This is a genomic window from Cellvibrio sp. UBA7671, from assembly GCA_002483145.1.
GTDB classification, from domain to species: Bacteria; Pseudomonadota; Gammaproteobacteria; order Pseudomonadales; family Cellvibrionaceae; genus Cellvibrio; species Cellvibrio fibrivorans.
Genome location: DLHJ01000003.1, coordinates 240,368 through 260,481 on the forward strand (window position 1 = coordinate 240,368; position 20,114 = coordinate 260,481).

Annotated in this window: 15 protein-coding genes; 2 read left to right on the forward strand and 13 right to left on the reverse strand. The window is 51.9% G+C overall.

Going from position 1 to position 20,114, the window contains the following annotated elements; genetic code table 11:
• Window positions 1-307 precede the first annotated feature (307 nt).
• The 9 genes from B4E62_RS03575 to B4E62_RS03615 form a co-directional block, all read right to left on the reverse strand.
• Window positions 308-1,606 carry an adenylosuccinate synthase gene (locus B4E62_RS03575; RefSeq protein ID WP_331351093.1) on the reverse strand — a complete coding sequence of 433 codons (1,299 nt, stop codon included), beginning with the start codon at window positions 1,604-1,606 and terminating at the stop codon, window positions 308-310.
• Between the two features lie 44 nt (window positions 1,607-1,650).
• Complete coding sequence (locus B4E62_RS03580) at window positions 1,651-2,823, reverse strand: ATP phosphoribosyltransferase regulatory subunit (protein ID WP_331351094.1); 1,173 nt, start codon at window positions 2,821-2,823, stop codon at window positions 1,651-1,653.
• 201 nt (window positions 2,824-3,024) lie between these two features.
• A complete protein-coding gene (gene hflC, locus B4E62_RS03585; RefSeq protein WP_310072695.1) occupies window positions 3,025-3,897 on the reverse strand; it encodes a protease modulator HflC in 873 nt (290 codons plus the stop codon).
• Window positions 3,897-5,027 (reverse strand): FtsH protease activity modulator HflK, encoded by a 1,131-nt coding sequence (gene hflK, locus B4E62_RS03590; RefSeq protein WP_331351095.1) that lies wholly within the window; start codon window positions 5,025-5,027, stop codon window positions 3,897-3,899. The genes hflC and hflK overlap by 1 nt, the downstream gene beginning before the upstream one ends.
• Before the next feature lie 50 nt (window positions 5,028-5,077).
• Window positions 5,078-6,412, reverse strand: coding sequence for a ribosome rescue GTPase HflX (hflX, locus tag B4E62_RS03595; protein WP_331351096.1), 1,335 nt, complete (start codon window positions 6,410-6,412; stop codon window positions 5,078-5,080).
• A 36-nt stretch (window positions 6,413-6,448) separates the two neighbouring features.
• Entirely contained in the window at window positions 6,449-6,715 is a 267-nt protein-coding gene (gene hfq, locus B4E62_RS03600) for an RNA chaperone Hfq (RefSeq protein ID WP_039912679.1), read from the reverse strand.
• 117 nt (window positions 6,716-6,832) lie between these two features.
• A complete protein-coding gene (gene miaA / locus B4E62_RS03605) occupies window positions 6,833-7,834 on the reverse strand; it encodes a tRNA (adenosine(37)-N6)-dimethylallyltransferase MiaA (protein WP_331351097.1) in 1,002 nt (333 codons plus the stop codon).
• Window positions 7,835-7,839: 5 nt separating this feature from the next.
• Window positions 7,840-9,732, reverse strand: coding sequence for a DNA mismatch repair endonuclease MutL (gene mutL, locus B4E62_RS03610; protein ID WP_331351098.1), 1,893 nt, complete (start codon window positions 9,730-9,732; stop codon window positions 7,840-7,842).
• Window positions 9,733-9,757: 25 nt separating this feature from the next.
• Window positions 9,758-11,470, reverse strand: a complete 1,713-nt coding sequence (locus B4E62_RS03615) for an N-acetylmuramoyl-L-alanine amidase (RefSeq protein ID WP_331351099.1) — start codon at window positions 11,468-11,470, stop codon at window positions 9,758-9,760.
• Between the two features lie 267 nt (window positions 11,471-11,737).
• Here B4E62_RS03615 and traF point away from each other — a divergent pair, with 267 nt between their 5' ends.
• Window positions 11,738-13,090: a conjugal transfer protein TraF gene (gene traF / locus B4E62_RS03620; protein WP_331351100.1), complete on the forward strand. Its 1,353-nt coding sequence runs from the start codon at window positions 11,738-11,740 to the stop codon at window positions 13,088-13,090.
• Window positions 13,091-13,149: 59 nt separating this feature from the next.
• On the opposite strand, the gene B4E62_RS03625 is transcribed toward traF, so the two are convergent.
• The 4 genes from B4E62_RS03625 to B4E62_RS03640 form a co-directional block, all read right to left on the reverse strand.
• A complete protein-coding gene (locus tag B4E62_RS03625; protein WP_310072708.1) occupies window positions 13,150-13,611 on the reverse strand; it encodes a hypothetical protein in 462 nt (153 codons plus the stop codon).
• A gap of 123 nt (window positions 13,612-13,734) precedes the next feature.
• Window positions 13,735-15,951, reverse strand: a complete 2,217-nt coding sequence (locus B4E62_RS03630) for an EAL domain-containing protein (RefSeq protein WP_331351101.1) — start codon at window positions 15,949-15,951, stop codon at window positions 13,735-13,737.
• Window positions 15,952-16,075: 124 nt separating this feature from the next.
• The gene (tsaE, locus tag B4E62_RS03635; protein ID WP_331351102.1) at window positions 16,076-16,552 is read right to left on the reverse strand and encodes a tRNA (adenosine(37)-N6)-threonylcarbamoyltransferase complex ATPase subunit type 1 TsaE; all 477 of its coding nucleotides are present in this window, start codon (window positions 16,550-16,552) and stop codon (window positions 16,076-16,078) included.
• A gap of 14 nt (window positions 16,553-16,566) precedes the next feature.
• Window positions 16,567-18,066, reverse strand: a complete 1,500-nt coding sequence (locus B4E62_RS03640) for an NAD(P)H-hydrate dehydratase (RefSeq protein WP_331351103.1) — start codon at window positions 18,064-18,066, stop codon at window positions 16,567-16,569.
• A gap of 207 nt (window positions 18,067-18,273) precedes the next feature.
• Here B4E62_RS03640 and B4E62_RS03645 point away from each other — a divergent pair, with 207 nt between their 5' ends.
• On the forward strand, window positions 18,274-20,091 hold the full coding sequence (locus B4E62_RS03645) for a DUF1631 family protein (RefSeq protein ID WP_331351104.1): 1,818 nt from the start codon (window positions 18,274-18,276) through the stop codon (window positions 20,089-20,091).
• Window positions 20,092-20,114: the final 23 nt, after the last annotated feature.

Below are 20,114 nucleotides of genomic sequence, written 5' to 3' on the forward strand. Positions count from 1 at the left end.
TTTTATATTGTTTTGTATTTCAGGAAGAAATCAAAACTCCTCAAGTGTAGATCAAGGTTTTGCTGCTAGAGCTGATCTTGCATACTTGTAAGCAAAAGAAAGCAAGATACTCATATCCTACGCCTATGATGATTAATGTGTCAATCTGACTATAAGTCATAACAGAATAATAAATGATCCATCGCAAGATGAATTGACAGCGCTATCAATTGAAACAGAGATTATCAATTACCCTTGATTTGAAGTTTCGCAAATAAAAAAAGCCCGCTTCGAAAAGCGGGCTTTTTGACGACAAAAATTCGGGATTTTATGCCAAGAATGGATGACGCAAGACGATAGTTTCGATCCTGTCAGGACCAGTAGAGATGATATCGATTGGCGCCTTGATCAACACCTCAAGGCGATTAATGTAGGCACGAGCATTGGCTGGAAGCTCTTCCAGAGTTTGAGCACCCACAGTAGATTCGCTCCAACCTGGCATTTCTTCATAGATTGGTTTAATGCCAGCCCAACCATCGGCGTCATAGGGCATGCCAATGATAGAATTGCCTTTAGCATCCTGATAACCAATGCAGATTTTTACGGTTTCAAGTCCATCAAGCACATCAAGCTTGGTGAGGCAAATACCAGTAACACTGTTGATGCGGTTGGCGTGGCGCACAGCTACAGCATCAAACCAGCCACAGCGGCGTTTGCGACCAGTGGTTGCGCCAAATTCGTGGCCTTTTTTGCCCAGATATTCACCAATCTCACAACTCAATTCAGTCGGGAAGGGGCCTGAACCAACGCGGGTGGTGTAGGCTTTGGTGATTCCCAGCACGTAATCAAGATAGAGGGGGCCAAAACCGGAACCGGTAGCAGTGCCACCAGCGGTGGTATTAGATGAGGTTACAAAGGGATAGGTACCATGATCGATGTCCAACAGCGAACCCTGCGCACCTTCAAACAGGATGCTTTCACCCTGCTCGCGAGCAGTGTGAAGTAACTCGGTCACATCAGCCATCATCGGCAACAACTGCTCCGCCCAGAGTTTGCAGTCTGCCAGTACCTTGTCGAAATCAACGGCTTCGACCTTGAAGTAGTTGGTCAATACAAAGTTGTGGTAGCTGAGGATTTCTTTGAGCTTAACAGCGAAACTTTGCAGATCGACCAGATCTCCCAAGCGCAGGCCACGACGCGCAACCTTATCTTCATAGGCTGGACCAATGCCGCGACCTGTAGTGCCAATTTTTGCATCTCCGCGCGCCAGCTCACGCGCCTGATCCAACGCAACGTGATAGGGAAGAATCAGTGGGCAAGCGGGAGACAAACGCAAATTTTTGCGTACCGAAACACCAGTATCTTCCAAGCCTTTGATTTCTTTGAGCAAAGCCTCAGGCGATAGCACAACGCCATTGCCAATCAGACAGGTGACTCCTTCGCGCAAGATGCCTGAAGGGATCAAGTGAAGAACGGTCTTTTTGCCGTCGATCACCAGAGTGTGCCCCGCATTGTGGCCACCTTGAAAACGCGTCACCAGGGAGACCTGATCGGTCAACAAATCCACGATCTTGCCTTTACCTTCGTCACCCCATTGGGTGCCCAATACCACGACGTTCTTGCCCATGACTGGTTTAACTCTCTGTGCTGGATAAAAAGAAAACTAACTGATTAAAGCGCTACGACCTTGTAGCGACCATCCTGTAACAATAATTGGCGATCGCAGCCCAGCTCTGCCAGGTTGGCGCCTTCGCTAACTGCGATAATGCGCTGCCCTTGACTGCGTAGGTTTTGCATCATCTCCCACTGCTGCGTATTACCGGTTTCAATAACCGCAATGGCGGGCACCCCACCCTTGTTGAGCAAACCCAGTTTGCTAATAGCGGTAATATCGACCGCAAAACCGGTTGCCGGACGCGCGCGACCAAACACTTCACCGATATGATCATAACGGCCGCCGCTGGCAATAGGATTGCCATAACCTGGCGCAAAGGCCGCAAATACCAGACCGGTTAAGTAGTGATAACCGCGCAACTCGCCCAGATCAAAATACAGCTCAGCGGCGGGATAGCGCTGTTCGATAACCCGCGCAACTTCATCCAGTTGATCAACTGCAGCTTGCGCCGCTTTCACTCCACTGAACAAGTCACGCGCTTTCTGCAAAACGGATTTATTGCCCGCTAACCTTGGCAAGCTTAAAAACAACTGTGCTTTTGCCGGATCGGCAATATTGGCATCGACCCACGCGCGAATTTCAGTGCTTGCCTTGCGCTGCAACAACTCAAAAAAAGTATCTTCTTGTCCCTTGGTCAAACTGGCATCCGCAGCGATCGCGCGATAAATACCGACATGGCCTAAATCAATATGTAAGCGCGGGAGCCCCGCCACTTGCAATGACTCCAACAGAAGTGAAACAACTTCGATATCAGCCGCAACACCCGGCTCACCGTAAAACTCAAGCCCAGCTTGGATAGGGGTGCGGGTTGCAAGCGGATTTTTGGGCCGGGTATGAACCACATGACCGGCATAACACAGGCGATTGGCGCCGGTGCGGTTAAAACTATGGGCATCCATACGCGCGGTTTGCGGGGTGATATCGGCGCGAATACCCAAGGTGCGGCCACTTAACTGGTCGGTGACTTTAAAGGTGAGCAGATCAACATCGCGCCCCAAACCAATCAGCAGTGAATCGGTGTATTCCAACAGTGGCGGGATCACCATGTCGTAGCCCCAAGTGCTGTACAGATCCAGCAAGCGGCGACGCAAACTATCTATGGCTTTGGCCTCGGCGGGGAGAATTTCCTCCACTCCGTCCGGTAATAGCCAACGATCAGCGTAGGTCATAAGCGACTCTAGGTTAAATGCAGGGTTAAATGCGCACTTTAGAGGTAAAGCATCTGGCAAGCACGCATAAAAAAACCGAGCGGCTGGCTCGGTTACGGCATTTTAACACTGTTTGCCGGAGGATTTGTAGGCTAATCGCAATAAGATCAGCCGTACGAAAAAATCGCCCGCACCGCGGGCGACTTGCTAACGGATCAGAGCTTAGTTTTTACCCTTTGGATCTTTCAGGTACCGGAAGAAATCACTCTGTGGATCAACCACCATCAAATCATCCTTACCGCTAAAGCTGAGCCGATAAGCATTTAGGCTGCGTACAAAGCTGTAGAACTCAGGATCTTTACTGTAAGCCTCAGCGAAGATTGCAGCTGCTTTGGCATCGCCATCACCGCGAATGCGCTCTGCGTCGCGATAGGCATTAGCTTCCAGTACAGCGCGCTGTTTATCGGCATCTGCACCAATCACTTCAGCCTGCTCCTTACCTTGCGAGCGATATTCACGCGCTTCTTTTTCGCGGTCAGCGGCCATACGGGCGAACACAGATTGACTAGCTTCGGGCGGGAAATCGATGCGTTTTACACGAATATCCTTGACTTCAATACCGAGCAATTTCATTGCATCAACATTGATGCTGGCAGTGATCTCACTCATCAACTCATCACGCTTCCCGGAAACCACATCGTGCAGGGTGCGGCGACCAAACTGGTTACGCAAACCGTCCGCTACACGTTGGGCAAGGCGGCTCTCTGCAGTAGCCTCATCTCCTCCGGTGGCTTTGTAGTAGGTTTCCACATCTTTAATTTGCCATTTGATGTAAGAGTCAACCACAAGACGCTTCTGTTCCACGGTAAAGAAACTTTCGGGGGTCATATCGGCCGTCAGCAAACGACCATCGAATTTACTCACTTTGGCCCATGGCTTTTTAAAATGTAAACCGGGCTTGATGTCAGCCTGAACCATACGTCCGAACTCCAACATAATGGCGCGCTGGTACTCAGTAACGACATAAATAGAATTGAATGCGAGCAACAATCCAACAATCAATGCAATGATTGAAACAAAACCTTTAGTAGACATTAGCGAACCTCCCGACGAACAAGGGGCTTGGGTGACTCAAGCGTCTGGGCAGCCCGACTGTTGAAACTATCTGCTTGCACTTGTGGCTCAGCCACTGGCGTACGCGACCCCATGCGATCAAGCGGTAGATACAACATATTGTTGCCACCTTCGACATCCACCATCACTTTGGAGGAGTTTTTCATCACGCTCTCCATGGTTTCGAGATAGAGACGTTGACGGGTTACTTCAGGTGCGCGCTTATATTCAGTCAGCAAGTTTTCAAAACGATCTGTCTCACCTTCCGCGCGAGCAATAACTTCTGCTTTGTAGGCTTCAGCCTCTTCGATCATACGCTGGGCGCGGCCGCGCGCTTCCGGGATGATGCCGTTGGCATAGGCCTGCGCCTGGTTTTTCAAGCGAGCCTCATCTTCTTTCGCTTTGATCACATCATCAAATGCGGAGCGAACCTCCTCGGGAGGACGAGCATCCTGGATATTCACAGTATTTACCTGAATACCTGCACCGTAAGAATCCATGTAAGTCTGCAAACGCTGTTTCACTTCTGCTGCAATCGCCTGACGACCTTCGGACAAAACCTGATTCAATTCGGTAGAACCAATTACATGGCGCACAGCCGAATCAGTTGCATGGCGCAGACTCACTTCAGGGTCTTTTACGTTGAGCACATAGGCGCGCACATCAGAGACGTTGAACTGCACAGTGATTGGCAATTCAACGATGCTCTCATCTTCGGTCAGCATCAAACCGCGCGAAGGATACTGCCGCTCGCCAGTCACGTTGACGATATACACCTCGGTAATCAAAGGCGCATTCCAATTCAAACCTTCTGTTTTGATTTCGGAGAAAGCACCAAATTTCAGCACCACAGCACGCTCTTTGGCATCCACCTGATAAACACCGGCGCCAACATAAAACACGGCAGCGATGATGGCAGCTACAGCAAACAGAGGGCCAAAATTGGCGCCACCAGATGATTTACCGCCACCTGATCCGCCACCAAAAATACCGTTTAGTTTGTCTTGCAGCTTTTTAAAGGCTTCATCGAGATCTGGCGGGCCATCATTATTTTTGCCGCTATCGCGTCCACCCCAAGGGTCTTTATCTTTTCCCGGTTCATTCCAGGCCATAGTTTTTCTCCACGTAGAAAGTAAAGCTGTATTGGGGATGATTCGTGCGTTTACAACTCCCCCGATAAATCATCGGGCACAGGTAAAGCCTGATCATCCCAAGTCAAATCCTCAAAAGCCAGAGAAGCGGCACTGAGAATTCGCAATAAATCACTTTTGGGCAGGCGTATTCGCAAGAGGCTGGCGCCATCTTCGCGATAATTTTCTTCCACAACTGCCTGCTGGGCGTAGAGCATAGCGCGCAAACGCCCTTGAGTGGGAGTTAACACCAAACATCCATTAACAACTTCTTTGCCTAACAATTCAGAGACGGCTTCAGCCAACAACTCACAACCAGGACCAGTTTGCGCAGAGAGCCACACGGCTATGGGTTTACCTGTCTCGTCGCGATCAATTTGCGGCTCCGCATCGGCAAGCAAATCGATTTTGTTGTAGACCCGCAACTGCGGCAAATCAGCCGCACCTATCTCTTCCAACACCAACTCAACTTGTTCGGTATTGCGCATCCGCTCTTCCGCTGCGGAATCTATCACATGCAAGAGCAAAGTTGAGTTACTCGCTTCTTCCAATGTCGCACGAAAGGCTTCAACCAATTTATGGGGAAGGTGGCTGATAAAGCCTACGGTATCCGCCATAACGACGGCACCTATATCGGACAACTCAATGCGACGCATAGTGGGGTCGAGCGTGGCAAACAATTTATCCACCGCATACACATCTGAACCGGTTATGCGGTTAAACAGGGTAGATTTACCGGCGTTGGTATAACCCACCAAAGATACAGTAGGAATTGCAGCGCGCTGGCGGGAGCGGCGCCCCTGTTCGCGCTGCGAACGCACTTTTTCCAAGCGCTGCTCGATCATACTGATACGGTTACGCAACAATCGGCGATCTGTCTCAAGCTGGGTTTCGCCGGGGCCACGTAAACCTATACCACCTTTTTGGCGCTCAAGATGGGTCCAGCCGCGAATCAAGCGTGTGGCCGTATGACGCAACTGCGCCAATTCCACTTGCAATTTACCCTCAAAGGTACGCGCGCGCTGGGCGAAAATATCCAGAATCAAACCGGTGCGATCAAGCACACGGCACTGGAGTACTTTTTCCAGATTGCGCTCCTGACTGGGAGTGAGAGTGTGATTAAAAATCACCAGCTCGGCTTTGTGCTCAGCAACCAAATCGGCCAACTCCTGGAGCTTGCCCGTACTGATCAGAAATTTAGCGGTGGGAATAATGCGTGAACCACTGGTAAGAAAGGCAACAGGATCACCACCTGCGGACAATACCAGCTCTTCAAATTCGCGGGGATCTTCGGCATCTTGGCCGTGAGATAAATTCAGGTGAACCAGCACAGCCAGTTCACCCGATTCAGGGCGATCAAAAAACAATTAGCGACCTCGAGGTTGTATCAATGATTTGATAAATTACTCGGCTTGCTCGTCTTCTTCGCCTTCGATACCACCTGCTTCGTTCAACAGAGGTACACGTACTGCGCGTGATGGTACTACAGTGGAGATTGCATGCTTGTAAACCATTTGGCTTACGGTGTTTTTCAACAGCACGACAAACTGATCAAATGACTCAACCTGACCTTGTAATTTAATTCCATTTACCAAGTAAATGGATACAGGTACACGCTCTTTACGCAGAACGTTCAGGTAAGGGTCTTGTAAGCTATGCCCTTTTGACATGTTTATCTCCTAGGGACAATAAAATTATAGTAATTACCCACCCGAGACACCTAGTACATCCAGTAAGGAGAGGGTGGAAGAAAGCATGAAAATCTGACTAGGGTTCTCACGTAGGCATTATATGGCTGCGGACCCTATAAAATTCAAGGCGCAACGCACAATTTCTTCCTTTGTAAGTGAAATTCCCTGCTCAGTCTCAGTGTATACCCAGTGTAGTTCACTATTTGGTGTTGTCGACCAACCGCGCAGCCAGGTGGATTGGCGCTTGGCTAATTGCCGCGTTGCAATAATTCCGCGCTCTATCATCTCGCTGTAATTCAAGCGCCCATCGAGATAATCCCACACTTGGCGATACCCCACCGCACGTATCGCAGGCAAATCCGGATGTAAATCCCCGCGCTGATGCAAGAACTTCACTTCATCAACCAAACCACTGGCGAGCATTTTCTCGAACCGGTTAGCTATACGCTGATGCAAGATGACGCGATCACGCGGCGCTATGGCAATTTGGCAAACATTGTAACGCTCGCAAAACGATTGTTGCGCTGAAGGTTGACGTTGAACCTCGCGCAACTGCGCCATGGTTTTACCGCTCACGCGATACACTTCCACCGCGCGACTGACTCGCTGTGAGTGGTTGGGATGAATTTCCGCAGCGGTTTCCGGATCAACCAACGCGAGCTGCGCATGGATATGCGGCCAGCCAAACTCCTCCGCCTCGCGCTCAATCTGCGCGCGTACCTCTGCATCTGCCGCAGGCATTTCAGCCAAGCCATCCAGCAGCGCGCGAAAGTACAGCATAGTGCCGCCGACCAGCAGAGGAATTCTCCCCTGCGCGTGAATTGCCGCAATTTCGCGCTCAGCGTCCACCAAAAAATCGGCCACAGAATAAGGCTTCGCAGGATCGCGAATATCAATCAGGCGGTGCGGCGCCAAGGCCTGCTCTTGTGCCGAGGGCTTGGCTGAGCCGATATCCATACCGCGATAGACCAACGCAGAATCCACACTGATTAGTTCAACCGGCAAATGTTGGCGCAAGGCGATCGCAAGATCGGTTTTGCCTGAGGCAGTTGGCCCCATCAAAAAAATCACGGGTAATTTTTGCGCAGAGCTGTTCATGTTCACTATTGTCCGCGCATAAACATTTTGTCGAGTTCATCAAGCGATTGCAGCAACCAAGTTGGGCGGCCGTGATTGCATTGGCCGCTGCGCTCGGTCGCTTCCATATCACGCAATAGTGCATTCATTTCGGGAATTGTCAGTTTGCGATTGGCGCGCACTGAACCGTGGCAGGCCATGGTGCCGAGAATTTCGTTAATGTGATGCTGGATACGCTCACTGCTGCCATGCTCGATTAAATCCGACAATACATCGCGCACCAATTGTTCGACTTTGGCGCGATTTAAAATTACCGGCAATTGGCGGATCAATAATGTCTCTGGCCCAGCGCGCTGCAATTCAAAACCGAGCGATTTAAAAATATCGTAAAAATTTTCAGCGCAGTCAGCTTCTTTTTGGCTTACAGCAATACTCTCGGGCACTAACAGTGGCTGGGTTTGGATACCCCCGCAGGCGAAGGATTCTTTCATACGCTCATAGGTGATGCGCTCGTGCGCCGCATGCATATCCACCACAATTAAACCCTGTGCATTTTCCGCAAGAATATAAATTCCTTTGAGTTGCGCGATGGCATAGCCCAGCGGTGGAATATCCTCGCTGCCGGAATCAGGCATCGCATAAGTTGCTGTAGGATTCGCAGGGCGATGCAATTCGCCATAGCTCGCCATTTGTTCGCGCACAGCACCGGGACTAATTGCGGCTGGCTGATAATTGGATTGATAGCCGGATGAATAATTCACGTTGGCAGCTGCGCGAAAGCCTATACTCTCCTGCCCTTTAAATTCGCCGGCGGCAATACCTTGAATCGGTTTGGCAGATGAAAGCGCGAACGGATTTACACCAGCAGCTTCATCGGCGCCCTCGCCCAGTTCGCGTTTTGCCAAGGTATCTTCCGGACGAACTCTTGCTAAGGCGTGATGCAAACTCGAATAAATAAAATCGTGCACACTGCGATTATCGCGGAAACGCACTTCGTGTTTGGTGGGATGCACATTCACATCAACGGTTGATGGATCCAATTCCAGATACAACACAAACGCCGGATGACGGCCGTGATACAAAACATCCTGATAAGCTTGGCGCACGGCGTGGCTGACGAGCTTGTCGCGAATCGCGCGACCATTCACATAAAAGTGCTGCAAGTCGGCCTGGCTGCGTGAAAACGTCGGCTGCGCCACCCACCCCCACAGACGTAAACCACTACGCTCCATTTCAATATGCACTGCATTTTCCATAAATGCAGGACCACACACTTGTGCCACGCGACGCTCTTGCTCAAGCTGCGAATCACCGGCGCGCCACGAATAAATCGCGCGGCCGTTATGGCGCAAATTAAACGCGACATCAAAACGAGAGAGAGCCAAACGTTTTACAACATCTTCGAGATGTGTGTATTCCGTTTTATCGGTGCGCAAAAATTTACGGCGTGCGGGTGTGTTAAAAAATAAATCCCGTACTTCAACGGTGGTACCGCGCGGGTGAGGTGCGGGAGACAACTGTGTTTCCATATCGCGCCCTTCCGCAACCACTTGCCAGCCCGCGCTTTCTTCATTGGTGCTGCTGATTAATGCAAGGCGCGCAACCGAGCTTATACTCGCCAAAGCTTCGCCACGAAATCCTAAAGTCGCGACTGCTTCAAGGTCATCCAACTCATAAATTTTGCTGGTGGCATGGCGGCTCAGTGCGAGCGGCAAATCATCTTTGTCGATACCGCCGCCATTATCGCGCACGCGCATTAATTTGATGCCGCCCTCTTCCACATCGATTTCCAAGCGCGTTGCACCGGCGTCGAGGGAATTCTCCAGTAATTCTTTAATCACTGAAGAGGGGCGCTCCACTACCTCACCAGCAGCAATCTGGTTGGCGAGGCGCGGGCTGAGCAATTTAATTTTTCGCATGGGGGAAACCGGTAGCCTGAATCAATCAGGACGTTGGAATTTTGAGGGTCTGGCCAATTTTTACGGTGGGATTTTTCATATTGTTGTGTTTAATAAGCTGCGGCACAGTAACCCCATAACGCACAGCAATACGCGATAAAGTATCGCCCGCCACTACACGATGCTGGCGCGGCAGCGCAGGTGATGGAGTATAGGTTGGGCGAGCGACTGGTTGGCTGGCAACAGTGGTAGCAGCAACAGCATTACTGCCGCCGCCTGGAATTTTTAACGTCTGCCCCAACTTCACGGTGGTGCTGCGCAAATTGTTGTACTGCATCAACCGCTGCGAACTCACACCATAACGCGCCGCAATCGCCGATAAACTATCACCCGCCGCGACTGTATGTTGCCGTTCGAAATCTTTAATCGCACCCGATTCCAATTGCGCCGCAACATAAGTGCCCGCCGGTGGATGCTGATAAAAATGTTGTTTAATCCCTTTAAATACCGATTGCGCCATTTGTTTGCGATACGCAGGCGTCGCTAATTTGCGCGCTTCTTCAGGATTGGAAATAAATCCCGTCTCTACCAAAATCGATGGCACATCCGGCGATTTGAGCACCATAAAACCCGCTTGCTCGACATGGCGTTTATGCAGATGCGCAATGCCACCCATTGAATTCAATACGTGATGGCCGACTTGCAAACTGGAGTTCAGCGTTGCCGTCATCGATAAATCCACCAACACTCCCGCCAACACCTGGTCTTTATCGTCGAGGCTGATATCGCCCACACCGCCAATCAAATCTGATTCGTTTTCGCGCTGCGCTAAAAAGCGTGCAGTTTCAGAGGTCGCACCGTTTTGTGAGAGCGCGAATACCGAAGCGCCGCGCGCGCTCGCTTTAGTAAAAGCATCGGCGTGAATGGACACAAACAAATCTGCTTTCATGTTGCGCGCAAGATCGCGGCGTTTTTTGAGCGGGATAAAATAATCGCCGGTGCGGGTTAATTTTCCGGTAAAGCCCGGCTGCGCATTAATCGCTGCGACCAATTCTTTAGCAATGGAAAGTGTGACTTCTTTTTCGCGGATGCGATTCGGCCCCATAGCGCCAGGATCTTCACCGCCGTGCCCGGCATCAACTGCAATCACGATAAAACGCTTGCCACTCAAATCTGCGCGCGCGACCGGTTGGGTGGTAGTTGCTGCAGTGGGAGTTGATGCAGAAGGAAGCGGCGCGGCTTGAGACGTTGATGGCGCAGCGGCCGGTTTGGCGACCTGCTGGGTCACAACCGGCTTATTGCTGGACGCTGGCGCAGTTGTCGCTGGTGCTGCCGGTAGTGTGGCAGTGACAGCAGGGGCCACTTCATCGTACAGGTCGATCACCAAGCGGTCATGCATACCGGCACTGGCTTTGAGCGAAAAACTGTTGGGGGCAACCTTGGCTTTTAGATCCAACACCAAGCGCAGATCGGTTTTGTTGTGCACGTAGCTGCGAATGACAGTCACTGGAGTATCAGCCAGTGGCAGCTTGGCTAAATCTCCCAACAATTTGCTGTTGGGTACATCGAGAATAATGCGGTCGGGGTTACCGGCGAGAGTGAGGCTGTGTTGCACCGGCGCATCCAGATCCAACACGATGCGGGTGTGGTCAGGCGCGCGCCACACGCGCACACCATTGACCGTCGCAGACTGGGCGACCTGGGCAACCAACACAATGCCCAAGCAGCAAATAGCACTCAGCCAGCGGAAAAAAACCATACGCGATCTCAATAACATCAACAATTGTAATTATGGGGCGGAGCTTAGGTGCATCACCGCAGGCGCCATCGATAAGAGCGCCCTATTTGGCACAAGTTCGCACTTTACCGCAAAACCCTGTTTTCGCTCTAGCACAATTGCCTTTGCGTTCAATAAATGACCAGAAAAACAACCTGGGATTTACCCCGATTTTGTGAACCAGACACGGCTATACTCAAGCCAGTCTCTGCATTATGGCGACACAAAAACATTATTTCGGTGCCCGCTATGCCATCAACCATCCGCATCACCCCACTTCGTCATCCGCTTGCCGCCGCCTGCTTAACCTTGATGAGCATGCCCGGCATGGCAATCAGTTATGGCGTATACGATTCCCGCGCGCTGGCGATGGGCGGTTCGGCCACCGCGATTGGCAGCCATGCGCAGGCAGCATTTTACAATCCCGCCCTGCTCGCCTTTCACGATAAGGAAGAGGAGGCCGGGCGCGATGGCCGGGTGTATCTGCCCAGTATTGTGGTGCAGGTGTCCGATGCTACCGAAGCAGCCGTAGATGCCATCGACGATGAACTGGACACACAGCTCAGCAGCGCGATTAACGCGTTTAACGCAGCACCGACTACCGAGAGCGCCGGACAAGTCGCCGCTTCAGCGCAAGACCTGAGCGATGCGCTGGACGATATCGCCAATCAAGATTTGAACATCGACAGTTTTATCGGCTTCACCATCAGCGAACCCAGCAACCGCGAAGGTGGTGCATTTTATTTCGGCACACGCCTGATCGGTGGCGGCCTCGCCAATGTCACCGATGCCGATAACGCCCTGCTCAATGACTATATCGACTCCATGAATCAAGTCGCCGCTGGTGCTGATCCCGCCACCGTCGCCGCGCAATATCCACAGCTGATTAACGCCAATGGCCAGTTAATCGATCCCACCAGCACGCTCACGTCCAATGCTGATATCAGCGCGCTTGCCATCAGCGAATGGGGCATGGCGATGGCAAAACAATTTGAATGGCGCGACTACACATTAGCTGTCGGCATCACCCCCAAATTGATGCGCGTCGATGCGTTTCGCGATACCGCCGACTTTAATGACAGCCTGGATTCTGCCGATGAAGGTGTTGATGAATTTTCAGATACCCAGGCAACCCATATCACACTCAATGCCGATTTCGGTGTAGCCGCCACCATCAAGGAACACTACCGCGTCAGCCTCACGCTCAAGGATGCATTTGAAAAAAGTTTTACCACCATCCAAGACCCAGATCCCGTTACTGGCGAACCAGCACCTGATCTTAGCGTCACGCTCAGCTCGCGCTCGCGCCTCGGTGTTGGTTATGTGAATGAAAAATTCAGTGTGGGATTGGATTACGATTTAGGCGAGGCAAAACCCATGGCCAATGAAGCGGGCACGCAAGAGTTAAGCCTGGGTGCGGAATATGTATTATGGGATTCGCTCGCACTGCGCGCTGGTTATCGCAACGACCAAACTGGCCTGCGCGACAATTTAATTAGCGGCGGTATCGGTTATCAGTGGAGGCGTTTTGTGATGGATATCGCCTATACCAGCGGCGGAGATTATCGCGGTGGCGGCTTGCAATTAGGTTGGACATTCTAACAAAAGGTACACCACACTCGTTGGCAAGTAGCCTGCAGCCACTTACCAACGATTTGTTTTTAGCAATCAACAATCGAAAAACTTTTTAAATTTTCTGCCGCTTTGCGCAAAATTCCCTGATCCTGCTCTCCGCGCACACCGCTGAAGGCTACCACCAAACGCTCACCACTTGCGGTGCGCGCTTCAAGCCCACCGAGCCAGCCAATATATTCCGGGCGCGCCAAACCATATTTTTCTTCATCGATTTGGCCAGCATACGCCAGCTTCTCAAAGGTGCCGGTAGCAAAACCGGTGAGCCAAACTTGATTGGCCTTTTTCCACACGACCATTGCCGACTCGCGCTGGCGCGGTGGAAAGTCTCCAAACAAACGGCCATAAGATTCACCCGCCGCATTCATAATGGCCAGCGCACAATTGCCGCGCGCGATATTGAAATCTTCAGGTACTTGTAAAAATTCCGGCAGCAAACGCGCTACCTCATTGCCAATGCTATTGCACAATGCCTGAAATTCAGTGGTCATGATGATTTCTCTGGTTATTAGTAGTGAATTCGGAGCGGGGAATTATAGGGAGCGCGCGTTTATAGCGAGGAGATTTAACAAAACTTTTCGAGCAGAGAACCCTCCAGCTTTACTGGTGAAACCCTATTTCATAAATTGGCTCATATCAAATACCTGCGCCGCGTGGGCGCGCATAAATTCGATAAATTCTGCCTCTGGCAATGGCCGCGCAATAACATAACCCTGGGCGATATCGCAGCCGTCTTTTTTCAACATTTGCAATGTCTGGTCATCTTCCACACCTTCGGCGACAGTCACTAATCCAAGTTCGCGCGCCATTAAAATTGTTGAGCGCACTATGCTGTGATTGCGCGGATTGCCAAGCATATCGCTGACAAAAGTGCGGTCGATTTTTAATTCGCGGATAGGGAACATGCTTAAATAGGAGAGCGATGAATAACCTGTACCAAAATCATCAACTGAGGCATAGATACCCAACTCGCTCATTTGCGTAAGCACTTGTTTTACGCGCTGCGGATCTGACGCAACCGAGGTCTCGGTGAGTTCTAATTTAATATCGCTGGATAACCCCTGATAACGCACGAGTGCCTGACTTACGATACCGGCAAGATTGGTTTCAATTAAATCATAGGCGGCAATATTGATGCTAATGCAACAGGGCAAATCGCGTTTGCGCAAGATTACCGCCACACGTACTGCTTCGTCGATCATCTGCTCAGTCACTTGCTCGATCAAGCCGGAATTTTCCAGCAGCGGAATAAATACATTGGGTGGCACCAAACCCAAGCGCGGATGCTGCCAGCGCACTAACACTTCGGCTGAGGTAATTTTTCCTGAGCGCAAATCCAATTGCGGTTGAAACACAGGGAAAATACCCTGCACATTGCCGTCGATAAAAATTGAAATAATATCCAAATCAACACGGCTGGGTTCCATCGCTGCTTCATAAGCGAGCCAGCGGCGGCGGCGCAATTCGCTCATCGCCAGTGCAGTTTCGGCGTGCCGCATTAATTTCCCCGCTGAGCGTCCATGCTCTGGCCAGTAGGCCGAACCGCCGACAAATTGCGAATTTAATCCCGGGTCTGATACGGCCATAGCGCTGCTCAGGCGATCGAATAATTCGAGCGCGTTGCTCTTATTAATGAACAACGCAAATACACCGCGCCCTAAATAAGCGGCCAAAGCATCGTCCAATTTGAGCAGATGATTCGCAAATGCGCTCACAATCATTTCCGCGCGCGCGAACCCGAAAGTACGCACAATTACATCGAGATCAGCGAGTTTTATTACCAGGATTTCTTTTTCTTGTTTAACCGGCTGTTGATGAGCGTGAAAATAATCATCCAGCTGATCGATAAAATATGGCAGCTTGGCAAGGCCAGTCTGTGCATCATAATGGGCGACGCGGAGCAATTCCTGTTCGGCAATTGCGCGCTGCGCCAGCGCTTCGCTCAACTCCTGTGTGCGCTGCTCCACCTTGCGTTTTAAACTCCAATACCAGCTGCCGCCCAGTACGAATGCCGCCAACAACAGCGCAAATGCGCTGGAAAAAAATGGCAGCCAACGGTTGTCGGCTTGCGCTGGCTCCAGATCGTTTTGCCATTTTTGGTAAAGCGTTTGGTAATTGCCATTGGCAATGGCGGTACTCAGGGAATCCTGCAGCCATTCTGCCAATTCCGGTTTATTTTTATCGACTGCAAACGCGTAACCGCGCGACCAAAATGGCGGCCCCATCCGCGCCAATTCCCACTCGTGCTGACGCAATAAATTATCGGCCGCCAGGCTGGACAGTACTGCGTAATCGGCACTGCCCCGCATGACCGACTCTATCGCTGAGAGTGTATTCGAGGTCAGCACCAAGTCCGGCTTTTTCGCCAGATGGCGCAGCTGCTGATGGGCGAAAGATTCCTCTTCTACCGCCACTTTTTTATCAGTGAGATCGCCAATCGATGATACGCGCGCAGTGGTGGGCAGCGCATAAATCGCATGCGAGGAATAGAGGTAAGCCTGGGTAAAGATAAACTTGCGCGAGCGCTCCAGTGAATAGTACATAGGCACTACATCCAGATGCCCTTGTTCCAGCGCACGCATGGTATCCGGCCAGTTGCCCAGGTGATGCTCCGCCTTGCTGCCGCCAACTCGAGCGACCTCGCGCGCCAGATCAACGTTAAACCCATTGACTTGATTTTTTTCCATCCACTCCAGCGGAGGATAAGCAAGATCACCGCCAAATAAAATTTGGGGCGGAGGCTCATAGGCGTAAACGGTGGGCGCAAGGAATAAACACAAGAATAAAAAAAAACTGGCGCTGCCCGCCGGAAGTCGATGACTCAGGTACATCCTTTAACACTCGATTAATGGTATTCCGATTGGTCACACAGGAAAGATCCACTAAGCCTAGGGCATGAATGAATTTTTCACCAATTGAACAATGAACCGGAGTGTATGGGGGGATAAGAAAACGTCAGGCGGAGGGAAGCAATCTGGCCAGGTCAGCAGAGTCAGTGCGCACTTCAATGCGGCGCCCTTCGCCAGCGACACTGATATCAACCACCAGATCCGGCGTGGGTAAAACGCCTGCACCGCGCGTTGGCCACTCAATCAAACAGAGTGTGTTAGCGGCAAAATAATCGCGGATGCCCATGTACTCCAACTCTTCCGCATCACCGAGGCGATAGAGGTCGAAGTGGTAAACAGTACGCACTGGAAATTCATAGGCTTCGACCAAGGTATAAGTCGGGCTTTTCACCGCGCCCGTATGACCAAAAGCGCGCAGGATTCCGCGTGTGAGCGTCGTTTTGCCTGCACCGAGATCACCGAGCAAATGTACGGTAAGCGCATCGGGATACAGGTTAAAAGCGCGCCCCAGCTGCTCACCCAGAGCAACCATTTCAGTTTCGTTATTTGCGAGATAGGTCTGCACGGCAAGATAGGTTGTCATAGAGGGTTTTGACCTTAGAGCAATTGTCCAAGATAGGGGATCAAATCAGTCGCCAGCAGGCTGCGCTGGCCGAGGTCTTCAGCGGCCAGATCCGCTGCGCAAGCATGGATGACAGCCCCCAACCGCGCCGCATCATGCGCGCTCAATCCCTGCGCCACCAAACCGCCCAAAATACCGGAGAGCACATCACCCATACCGCCGCTGGCCATGCCGGGGTTGCCGTCGGTCACTACACCAATCAGGCCATCGGCAGAAGCGACCAAACTGCCTGCCCCTTTTAAAATCACGCTGGCGTTATAGCGCGCGCTAATCGCCCGCACCGCCGCAAACCGATCAGCCTGCACTTCAGCGGTGGTGATGCCGAGCAAACGCGCGGCCTCTGCCGGATGAGGGGTGAGTAACCAGGGACTGTGTTGCTGATGACCGGCAACCGGAACAACACGACCTTCAGCGAGGATATTCAACGCATCTGCATCCAATACCAGTGGCAAGCCGGATTTGATGGCCTGTTGCAGCATCTGCTCCGACCAAGGCGTGCGCCCCAAACCCGGGCCAACGACCAGCAGAGTCGGACGTGCCAACAGCGGTTCAAGCTCCTGCCCGGAGACCACACCACAGGCCATAATTTCTGGACGCCGCGCGAGAATGGCAGACACATGTTCAGGGCGCGTGGCCACGCTAACTTTGCCGGCGCCAGTGCGTGCCGCTGCCTCGGCCGCCATCAGTGCAGCACCGCCGTAACCAGTATCGCCACCAATCACCATCACATGGCCAAAATCGCCTTTGTGGGCATCTGCAGCGCGCGGTGCGAGTAGTGGTAATAACGCATCCAAGGTCAAGCGTTCTACGCTGGGGGAAACTTCATTATAAGTAACGGCGGGGATATCCAGATTAGCAAGGACTAACTCACCACAGACCGCCGGGCCACGGCCAGTCAGTAATCCGCGCTTTAGAGCGATATAAGGGATGGTGATTTGTGCTTGCACGACAACACCGGCAACCGCGCCGGTATCGGCATTTAAGCCAGAGGGAATATCCAGCGCCAACACGGGTAAACCCGTTTGGTTAATCTGCGCAATCGCCGCCGCAAACTCGGCGGTTGGCGCGCCGCGCAAACCTATACCGAGCAGGGCATCCACTATCACGCCACTCGCTGGTGCTGCTGCTTGGGCAAACGGCAGTATGTTCACGCCTTCTTGCACGGCAAAATCATAGGCCTGACGCGCCTCACCGGTTAGCTTTTCAGCAGCGGTCAATTGGATCGCCTGTACCGGCAACTTGCGCTGTGCCGCCAAGGCCGCGAGCACATAACCATCGCCGCCATTTTTGCCCGCACCGCAATAGACACTGATCAATTCCGGCGCAGGAAAGCGCTCGATCAGCAACTCAAACCCGGCCCGGCCCGCGCGCTTCATTAACTGGATAGAGGGAATACCACCGGCAATCGCGGCTGCATCCAGTGCATAGACTTCACTGGCGGTGTACAGATAGGGGGATGAAGCGGTAATTTTCATGGAGCGCAACCAATAGGGGGCAGGAATGGGGCGCGATTATACGCAACTTATCTGGATGGGGTTAAGGCTTCGCCGGTCTGGATGGGGGTTAAGGCGTTGCCGGAATGGCAGAGAAAATGCAGCAGCTCCCAGCCAAGTTGACTATATTGAGCAGGAGATTCTATTTACTGATGCCACTGCTGCCTTATTCTACGACCACGGAACTGCATGTCTGAATTTACCCTGCAAGCGATTATCGACGGCGACTCACTGCAACTGAGCGAAGTCTTTGCCAGTATCGCCGCGGCCGAATCGGTCGATCCCGCTGGCCTGCGCCTGCAATTAGCGGCTGAATTGTTGCGCGGATTTATCCACACCAATTCTTGGGATACACGCCTGCAACCGTTGTTAGACGAATTCACATCCGCGGCGCGCGCGCAGATCGCCAAGGACGATGAATTTTACTGCAGCGCACAGCATCCGCTGCGCGTGTTTTTTTCTACCATCACACCACCCGCCAGCCATTGGTGCAAGCGCGATTCCAAACCTAACCAGCAATTGTTCGATAAACTCAGCGCTTTGTTGGCATTCGCCACCACTTATTGGTCCGCTAGTGAAGAGCAGCAGATCGCCGGTGCCGCCAATTTGCAGCAACAGCTAGATGACTTTACCAACTGGCTCGCCGCCGAAGACAAGCGCGCTACCATGCTTGAAGCACGCCTGTGCGAAACCGAATTGGCCAACCTGAAATTAATCAGTGCTGAAGCGCGCGTCGCCGAGGCCATCAACCATAATCTGGCCGAGCGCCCACTGCCCGTCGAATTACACAACACTATCGCTATTACGCTCAAAAGCGAATTGCAATATTGGGCGTTTAATACTGATCCAACCGAGCTATCGCAATTACCCCTGTGGAAAAGCTGGCAGCGCCTCTTACCTGCGCTGGGGCAATTATTTTCTGGCGATGGGATTGAGGTTGATGATCAACTGCTCTACGACCAAATCCCCTTAGTGTTCGCCGAATTGGAGCGCAGCCTGCAATACCCGAACAGCAACGCGCAAGCTTATGTGCAATTGGTCGAACAATTAAACCATTGCTTGATGAGCGCAATCCAAAAGCAAGCGCAAGAGTGTTCACTGTTTTCCGAACTCGCCAATCCCGGCGGGCAGAGCGATATGCACACTCACATTCCCAAAACACTGTTGCAGCAAACCGACAGTATTAATGTTGGAGACTGGATTATCTTTAACGTGGATGGTGCAGACAGTATCCGCTGCAAACTTGCGCTAAAAAATCCGGCCATCGACCAACTGTTATTTGTCGATCACACCGGGCGCAAGGTGATGAACAAAAACACCAAGGATTTTGCCCTGTGTTTATCTACCGGCATTGCGCGCCCGCTGCTGACACAAGACCTTGCTGCCATCATTCGCTCGCTCTTGCCGCCCTTGATCGAACGCGCTAACCGCAGTGTGCAGGCGCAATTATTGCTGCAAAAAAACAAAGCCGAACAAGTCGTGCGCGCACTGATTGCCCAACAACAAGCGGCGGCCGCTGCAGCCGAGCGCGAGCGCGCCGCCGAACAAGCGCGTATAGAAGAACAGCTTGAGGCGCGCCGCGCCGCTGCGCGCAAAGCCATGATGGAAGCGCGCGCTCTAGCCGATGAAAAAATGCGACGCGAAGCCGAACAAGCCGCCGAAGCCGAGCGCCTGCGCATTGAACAAGCGGCAACCCAAGCAGCAGCAACTATTGCCAAACACCAGCAAGCCAGCCAGAGTATTAGTGAATTGCAAGTCGGTGCCTGGCTGGAGATCAACAGCGAGCAAAATGCCGACGAAAAATTGCGCGCGAAGCTCTCTGTGATCATCAGCTCCACCGGAAAATATATTTTTGCCGATCAAGTCGGGCGCAAACTGGCCGAATATACACGCGAACAATTAATTACCTTGATGGTAGAAGAGCAGATAAAAATTTTGCGCAACGGCGACAATTTTGAAGACCAGTTGGCCAAAGTGATTCGCGGTTTGCGCCGCGACGTCTCTTAAATAAAAAAACCAGGCACCCATAA

Excerpts from the sequence above, each read along its gene's own strand:
- B4E62_RS03615 (WP_331351099.1), bottom strand. The coding sequence starts at position 11,470 with ATGGTTTTTTTCCGCTGGCTGAGTGCTATTTGCTGCTTGGGCATTGTG.
- hfq (WP_039912679.1), bottom strand. The coding sequence starts at position 6,715 with ATGTCAAAAGGGCATAGCTTACAAGACCCTTACCTGAACGTTCTGCGT.
- miaA (WP_331351097.1), bottom strand. The coding sequence starts at position 7,834 with ATGAACAGCTCTGCGCAAAAATTACCCGTGATTTTTTTGATGGGGCCA.
- tsaE (WP_331351102.1), bottom strand. The coding sequence starts at position 16,552 with ATGACAACCTATCTTGCCGTGCAGACCTATCTCGCAAATAACGAAACT.
- B4E62_RS03645 (WP_331351104.1), top strand. The coding sequence starts at position 18,274 with ATGTCTGAATTTACCCTGCAAGCGATTATCGACGGCGACTCACTGCAA.
- traF (WP_331351100.1), top strand. The coding sequence starts at position 11,738 with ATGCCATCAACCATCCGCATCACCCCACTTCGTCATCCGCTTGCCGCC.
- B4E62_RS03575 (WP_331351093.1), bottom strand. The coding sequence starts at position 1,606 with ATGGGCAAGAACGTCGTGGTATTGGGCACCCAATGGGGTGACGAAGGT.
- B4E62_RS03580 (WP_331351094.1), bottom strand. The coding sequence starts at position 2,823 with ATGACCTACGCTGATCGTTGGCTATTACCGGACGGAGTGGAGGAAATT.
- hflC (WP_310072695.1), bottom strand. The coding sequence starts at position 3,897 with ATGTCTACTAAAGGTTTTGTTTCAATCATTGCATTGATTGTTGGATTG.
- B4E62_RS03630 (WP_331351101.1), bottom strand. The coding sequence starts at position 15,951 with ATGTACCTGAGTCATCGACTTCCGGCGGGCAGCGCCAGTTTTTTTTTA.
- mutL (WP_331351098.1), bottom strand. The coding sequence starts at position 9,732 with ATGCGAAAAATTAAATTGCTCAGCCCGCGCCTCGCCAACCAGATTGCT.
- hflK (WP_331351095.1), bottom strand. The coding sequence starts at position 5,027 with ATGGCCTGGAATGAACCGGGAAAAGATAAAGACCCTTGGGGTGGACGC.
- B4E62_RS03625 (WP_310072708.1), bottom strand. The coding sequence starts at position 13,611 with ATGACCACTGAATTTCAGGCATTGTGCAATAGCATTGGCAATGAGGTA.
- B4E62_RS03640 (WP_331351103.1), bottom strand. The coding sequence starts at position 18,066 with ATGAAAATTACCGCTTCATCCCCCTATCTGTACACCGCCAGTGAAGTC.